Source organism: Actinomycetospora sp. (assembly GCF_055612215.1).
This window is the reverse complement of sequence record NZ_JBVPVA010001118.1, coordinates 1-7,436: the sequence shown is the minus strand read 5'-3', so window position 1 is coordinate 7,436 and position 7,436 is coordinate 1. Positions and strand designations below refer to the sequence as shown.

General features: G+C 77.8%; 3 protein-coding genes. 2 read left to right on the top strand and 1 reads right to left on the bottom strand.

Going from position 1 to position 7,436, the window contains the following annotated elements; genetic code table 11:
* Positions 1–282 (bottom strand): MGMT family protein (locus AC0CYZ_RS30080; RefSeq protein ID WP_472221781.1); only part of this gene is annotated, 282 nt, incomplete at its 3' end.
* Positions 283–341: 59 nt separating this feature from the next.
* Here AC0CYZ_RS30080 and AC0CYZ_RS30075 point away from each other — a divergent pair.
* On the top strand, positions 342–3,662 hold the full coding sequence (locus AC0CYZ_RS30075) for an ATP-dependent helicase (protein ID WP_472221780.1): 3,321 nt from the start codon (positions 342–344) through the stop codon (positions 3,660–3,662).
* A complete protein-coding gene (locus AC0CYZ_RS30070) occupies positions 3,659–7,156 on the top strand; it encodes an ATP-dependent helicase (RefSeq protein ID WP_472221779.1) in 3,498 nt (1,165 codons plus the stop codon). Before AC0CYZ_RS30075 ends, AC0CYZ_RS30070 begins: the two co-directional genes overlap by 4 nt.
* Positions 7,157–7,436 lie beyond the last annotated feature (280 nt).

Genomic DNA, 7,436 nt, shown 5'->3' with positions numbered 1-7,436 from the left:
GAACGCGTGCCGCTGGCCCTTCGCGGCGCGGGCGTCGACGACGAGGACGCCCTCCGCGGTGAGGCGGCGGATCTGCTCGACCGCGATGTGCGGCGCCGGCGTGCCGGTGGTGCGCAGGACCCGGTGCCACGGCAGGTCGGCGCCGTCGGTGGAGAGCACGGTCCCGACGACCCGCGCCGAGCGCTCCCCGGCCGCCGCCGCGACGTCGCCGTAGCTGCACCAGCGGCCCTCGGGGATCGAGGCGACGACCGCCCGGATCCGCTCGTGCCGTGCCTCGTCCACGCGGGCGATCCTGCCAGCCGGGGACGTGACTGTCGGGGGGTCGTGGTTCCCTCGGGGACATGACGACGGCGGCTTCCGGGGGTACGCGGGGTCCCGGTGCGAGGGGTGACGGCGCGCAGCCCGCACCCCGGCTGCTGCGCGCGGCCACCCGCCTGCCGGCCGACCTCGTGCTGGACCCGCCGGCCCGGCGGGTGCTGGAGCACGACGCGGGATTCCTGCGGCTGCTCGGCGGGCCCGGCACGGGGAAGACCACGTTGCTGGCCGAGCGGGTCGCACGGCTGCTGCACGCCGACCCGGACGCGCGCTCGCTGGTCCTCGTGGGCGACCGACGGTCCGCCGCGGCGCTGCGCGAGCGCATCTCGGCCCGTCGCCGTGTCCTCGACGGTGCCGTCGGCAGCACGCTGACGGCCGCGCGGGAGCCGCTGGTGCGCAGCGTGCACTCGTACGCGTTCGCGGTGCTGCGCCGCCACGCCGCGCGCCGGGAGGAGGCCCCGCCGCGGTTGCTGCCAGGCGCGCAGCAGGACGCGATGGTCCGCGAGCTGCTCGCCGGGGAGGCCGCGGGTTTCGGCCGGGGTTCGGGCTGGCCCGCGCGGCTGACGCCCGCGCTCGAGGCGCCCGCGTTCGCCGCCGAGGTGCGGGACCTGCTGCTGCGCGCCGCGGAGCGCGGGCTCGGCCCGCGGGAGCTGCGGGCGCTGGGCAAGGAGCACGACGTCGCGGTGTGGGTGGCGGCCGCGCGCTTCTACCAGAGCTTCGAGGAGGTCACGCTGCTGCGCGCGGCGGCGGGGTCGGCGAACCCGTTGGCCTCGGCCCCGCCGCTCGACGCAGCGGAGCTCGTCGCGGCGGTGCTCGACGCGTTCACCACCGACCCCGGGCTGCTCGCGAGCGAGCGCGAGCACGTGCGCCACCTCGTGGTGGACGACGCGCAGGACATGGACCCCCAGCAGCTCGAGCTCGCCCGCACCCTGGGCGCCACGGCGCAGGCGTGGGTCCTGGCCGGCGACCCGGACTCCTCGGTGCTCGGCTTCCGCGGCGCCGCCCCGGACGTGCTGCGCGACGCCGACCCCGGCGGCCGCGCGACCGCGGTGCTCACGCTCGACCACCGCGGGTCGCCGGCGGTGCGCGACGCGGTGGCCCGGGCCGTCGAGCCGCTGCGCGGCGTCGGCCCCGGCCGGACGCGCACGGGGCTGCCCGACGCCGCGCCGGAGGGCGGCGCCGCCACGGTCTCGGTGTTCCCGACGCCGGGCCGCCAGGCGGCCTGGGTGGCCGACACCCTGCGCCGGGCGCACCTGGTCGACGGCGTGCCGTGGTCGCGGTTGGCCGTCGTGGTGCGCTCCGTGCCGCTCTCCCTGCCGCCGCTGCGCCGGGCACTGCTCGCCGCGGGCGTGCCCCTCGCGGTGCCGGTGGACGACACCCCGCTCGCCGCGCTCCCGGCCGTGGCCCCGCTGCTGACCCTGCTGCGCTGCGCCGCGACGGCCGCCACCGCCCCACCGGTCTCCGCGATCGACGCCGACACCGCGCTCGCCCTGCTCTCGTCCCCGCTGGGCGGCGCGGAACCGCTCGGGCTGCGGCGGCTGCGTCGCGGCCTGCTGCGGCTGCACGAGGCCGGCGGGGGGTCCGAGCGCTCCAGCGACGAGCTGATCGTCGACGTGCTGGTCGACCACCTCGCGGGCTGGCCCGACCCGCTGGCCCTGGTCCCGGACGCTGACGCCGCGCCGCTGCGCCGGGTCGCCCGCCTGCTCGGTGCAGCTGTGGAGGCGATCCGCGCGGGGGAGAGCGTGCCCGACGTGGTGTGGGCGGTCTGGTCGGCGAGCGGTCTGCAGTCGCGGTGGGTCGCGGCCAGCGACCGCGGCGGGGTCACGGGAGCGCAGGCCGACCGCGACCTGGACGCCGTCGTCGCGCTCGTGGAGCGGGCCGGGCGGTTCGTGGAGGACCTGCCCGGCGGCACCGTCGCCGGGTTCGTCGCCCAGGTGGACGACCAGCGGTTCGCGAGCGACGGCCTGGCGCCGCGCACCCCCGACGGCGAGGCGGTCGCGCTGCTCACCGCGCACGCCGCCCGGGGACGGGAGTGGGACGTCGTCGTGATCCCGGACGTGCAGGAGGGCGTCTGGCCCGACCTGCGCCGTCGCGGGACCCTGCTCGGCGTCGAGCGGATGGTCGACGTGCTCGCGGGCGTCCCGGACGACCCGGCGCTGTCCACCCGCGTCCCGCTGCTCGACGAGGAACGCCGGCTGTTCGTGGTCGCGCTCTCGCGGGCCCGCCGGGCCGTCCACGTCGGCGCCGTCGAGTCCGAGGACGTCACGCCGTCGCGGTTCCTCGACGACGTCGCCCCCGACACCACGTCGTCGGGACCCGACGACACCGGGCGGACCCGGCGCCGCCAGGGACGCGCGCTGGTGCTCGCCGAGCTGGTCGGCGACCTGCGCCGCGCGGTGACGGCGCCCGCGACCGACCCGGCGCGACGTGACCGCGCGGCGACCCAGCTCGCGCGGCTCGCCGAGGCCGGCGTCCCGGGGGCCGACCCGGACGACTGGTACGGCCTGCTCGACGTGTCCACCGGCGAGCCGCTGCGCCCGCCCGGCTCCCGGATCACGGTGAGCCCCAGCGCGGTCGAGACGATCCTGACCTGCCCGCTGCGCTGGGCGCTGCAGACCCACGGCGGGGACGACTCCGACTCGCTGGCCTCGGTCACCGGCTCCCTCGTGCACGCCCTCGTGCAGCGCGCGGCCGAGGGGGCGGGGGAGACCGAGCTGGACGAGGCGCTCGACGTCGCGTGGGCGTCGGTCGACGCGGGCGCGCCGTGGTTCTCGCGGCGGGAGCTCGCGAACTGCCGGCGGATGCTCCGCTCGTTCCTCGCCTGGCGCGACGGCTCGCGGCGCGAGCTCACCGAGCAGGCCGTCGAGGAGTCGGTGACGGCGCGGCTCGCGGGGGCGGACGCGGACGTCGCGATCCGCGGCCGGGTGGACCGCCTCGAGGTCGACGGCCAGGGCCGCCCGGTGATCGTCGACGTGAAGACGGGCAAGAGCCCGATCTCGGCGGCGAAGGCGGCCGAGCACCCCCAGCTCGCGGTGTACCAGCTGGCGGTGGCGCTGGGGGCGTTCGCCGAGCGGCTGGCCGCGCCGCCGGCCTCGGAGGGGTCGGCCGCTGCGACCGTCCCCGGCGGGGCCCGGCTGGTCTACCTGCAGCGCGACGGCCAGAAGGCCAAGGAGCGGGCCCAGACCCCGCTCGACGAGGACGGCGTCGAGCACTGGCGCGAGCAGGTCGCGGCGGCGGCGCGCATGACGGAGGGGCCGGTGTTCGTCGGGCAGGAGAACGACACGTGCCCGCGCTGCCCGGTGCGCACGGCGTGCCCGGTGCACTCGTCGGGGAGGCAGGTCCCGTGACCGGTCTGGTGGTGGGCACCACCGGGTTGATCGACCCGGCGGAGCTCTCGGAGCGCCTCGGGCTGCGCCGCCCGACCGACGAGCAGGCCGAGGTCATCGCGGCCCCGTTCGCGTCCGCGCTCGTCACCGCCGGCGCCGGGTCCGGGAAGACCGAGACGATGGCCGCACGGGTGGTGTGGCTGGTGGCGAACGGCATCGTCACGCCGGACCAGGTGCTCGGCCTGACCTTCACGCGCAAGGCCGCCGGGCAGCTCGCCGACCGCATCCGGCGCCGCCTGCGCCGCCTCGCCGGGGACCCGCTGCTCGACGAGCTCGACCCCACCGGCGAGCGCCGGGTCCTGGTGCGCACCCTCGAGCCGACCGTCTCGACCTATCACGCCTACGCGGGCCGGCTGCTCACCGAGCACGGGCTGCGGCTGCCGGTCGATCCCGGGGCGCGCCTGCTCTCGCCGACCGCGTCGTGGCAGCTCGCCCACCGCGTCGTCTCGTCCTGGACCCGCGACCTCGACACCGCGCTCATCCCGACCAGCGTCACCGGCTACGTCCTCGCGCTGGCCGGCGAGCTGGGGGAGCACCTCGCCGAGCCCGACCAGCTGCGCGAGCACGCCGAGGCGCTTGCCCGCGTCGTCGAGTCCGCGCCGCCGGCCAAGGGGCAGCGGTCGGCGCTGCCGCAGGCGCTGACGAAGATCGTCGAGCGGCAGCGGTTCCGGGTCGCGCTCCTGCCGCTGGTCGAGGAGCTGGCCGCGCGCAAGCGGTCCGAGCGCTGTCTGGACTTCGCCGACCAGATGGCCGCGGCCGCCCGCCTCGCGGACGCGCACCCCGAGGTCGGCCAGGCCGAGCGCGGCGCGTTCCGGGCGGTCCTGCTCGACGAGTACCAGGACACCGGGCACGCCCAGCGGATCATGCTGCGCGCGCTGTTCGGGGGTGACGAGCAGACCGCGGTGACCGCCGTGGGCGACCCGTTCCAGTCGATCTACGGCTGGCGGGGCGCGAGCGCGGCGAACCTGCCACGGTTCGTCACCGACTTCCCGCGGCCGGATGCCGAGGGGGAGTGGGTGGCCGCTCGGCGGTTCGGTCTGCTCACGAGCTTCCGCAACCCGCCCGAGGTGCTGGCGCTCGCCAACGGGGTGGTGGAGCCGCTGCGCGAACCCCGCTCCCTGGACGGCGTCGACGAGCTCCGCGCGTTCACCGGCGCCGCGCCCGGTGACGTCCGGGTCGCCCTGCACACCGACGTGGTGTCCGAACGGACCTGGCTCGCGGACGCCGTCGCCGACCGGTGGCGGGCCGCGCTCGACCGCGGCGAGGCGCCGCCCACGAGTGCGGTGCTCGTGCGGCGCCGGGCCGACATGACCGAGCTCGCGGCCGCACTGCGCGAACGGGATCTCCCGGTCGAGGTCGTCGGGCTCGGTGGCCTGCTCGACGAGCCCGAGGTGCGCGACCTCGTCTCGGCGCTGCGCCTGGTCGTCGACCCGCTCGCTGGCGGTGCGGCGGTGCGGCTGCTCACCGGTGCGCGCTGGCGGATCGGGGGCGCCGACCTCGCCGCGCTGTGGCGCCGTGCCCGCGAGCTCGCCGCATCGCCGATTCCCGAGACGGCGCCGACGGCCGGCGCTCCCGACCCGGTCGCCGACGCCCTGCCCGGCGAGCACGCCGAGCGCGCAGGGCTGGTCGACGCGCTGGACGACCCCGGACCGGCGGAGCACTACTCGCCGGCCGGCTACACGCGGCTGCGCCGGCTCGCGCGCGAGCTGGTCGGGCTGCGCCGTCGGGTGACCGCGCCGCTGGTGGACCTCGTCGCCGACGTCGAGCGGACGCTGCTGCTCGACGTCGAGTCGGCGTCGCGGCCGGGCGAGGTCGGCCGGGCGCACCTGGACGCGTTCGCGGACGTCGTCGCCGACTTCGCCGGCGGCGCGGCCACCTCCGGGGGCACCGCCACCCCGACCGCGCTGCTCTCCTACCTCGACGCCGCCGAGGAGGCCGAGGACGGGCTGACCCCGGGCGAGGTGGAGTCGACCGCCGGTGCCGACCCGGCGCTCGGAGGCGCACGGGTGCAGGTCCTGACCGTGCACGCCGCGAAGGGCCTGGAGTGGGAGGTCGTCGCGGTGCCCCACGTCTGCGCCAAGACCTTCCCCGGCCCCAAGCTGTCCGGGTCGTGGCTGACGAGCATCGCGTCGTTGCCCGCCGAGCTGCGTGGCGACCGGCCGGACCTCCCGGTCCTCGACGTGGCCGGGGTCGCCGACCGCAAGGAGCTCACCGAGCGCCTGGACCGCCACGAGCAGGAGTTCGACGAGCGCCGGCTCGTCGAGGAGCGCCGGCTCTTCTACGTCGCGCTCACCCGCGCCGAGCGGACCCTGCTCGTGTCCGGCCACTGGTGGGCGGAGTCCGGCGAGAAGCCCCGGGGGCCCTCCGACTTCCTCACCGAGATCGGCGAGGTCGCGCGCCGGGGTGGGGTCACCGTCGACACCTGGGCCGACCCGCCCGAGGAGGGCGCGGCCAACCCGCTCGCCGAGGTCGAACGGGCGCAGGCCTGGCCGGTCGACCCGCTCGGGACCCGCCGCGCGGCGGTCGAGGAGGGGGCGGCGCTGGTGCGCGCGGCGCGTGCCCGGCTGGCCGCGACCGACGCGACCGCCTGCCTCCCGTCGGCCGAGTCCGTCGTGGCCGGGCCCGAGCCGACCGACACCACGGCACCCGACCCCGACGGGTGGGCCGCCGACGTCGACGTGCTCCTCGCGGAGCGCGCCGCGGCCCGGGAACGCCACGCCCGCGTCCTGCTGCCCCCGCAGCTCTCGGTCAGCCAGCTCGTCGACCTCGCCGCCGACCCGGACGCCCTGGCCCGGCGGCTGCGCCGGCCCGTTCCGCGCCCGCCGGACCCCCGCGCCCGGCGCGGCACGGAGTTCCACGCGTGGGTGGAGCGCTGGTTCGCGAAGACCGAGCTGCTGGAGTTCGACGAGCTCCCGGGCGCGGCCGACGAGGACCCCGCCACCGACGACCCGGCCTCGGCCGACCTCACCGAGCTGCAGGACCGGTTCACGGCGAGCGCGTGGGCGAACCGCACGCCGGTCGCGGTGGAGGTGCCGTTCGAGACCGAGGTCGAGGGGACGCTCGTCCGGGGCCGCATCGACGCGGTGTTCGCCGACCGGGACGGCGGGGCCACGGTGGTCGACTGGAAGACCGGGGCGCCGCCCGCGCCGGAGGCGATGCCGGCGTTGTCGGTGCAGCTCGCGGCCTACCGGCTCGCGTGGGCGGCCCTGTCCGGGACGCCGGTCGAGCGCGTCCGCGCGGCACTGCACTACGTCCGGGCCGACCGCACCGTGACGCCGTCGGACCTCCTCGACGCCGGCGGCCTGCGCGCGCTCGTCGCGTCGGTGCCGGTCGAGGTCCGCGAGCCCGAGGGCGACGACGTCGTGGTGCACCGCGGCCCGCCCGCCCCGTGGTCCGAGGACGACGCCGACCCCGACCGCACCGGCTTCGACGACGGCGACCGCGACCCGCGCTGACCTCCACGCCGCGGCCCCCGACGAGGGGTACGTAGCGCACGCCGGCCCCGGGTCCGGCCTGCGTGCTGTGCTCCTCGTCGTCAGGCGGCGGCCCGATCCTGCCTCGAGGGGTACGTGGCGCACGCCGACCCCGGACCTGGCCTGCGTGCTGTGCCCCTGATCAAGGGCCTCGCCCAGCCACGACGCGGCGAGGGGAGGATTCGGTCGCTCTACCGACGCGAGGGTTCCCCTCGCGCTGGGAGGATGGGCGGGGTGAGCAACGTGGAGATCGCGCCGGACG

Bases quoted from the DNA above. Each gene is read 5' to 3' on its own strand.
- AC0CYZ_RS30075 (WP_472221780.1), top strand. From the start codon at position 342: ATGACGACGGCGGCTTCCGGGGGTACGCGGGGTCCCGGTGCGAGGGGT.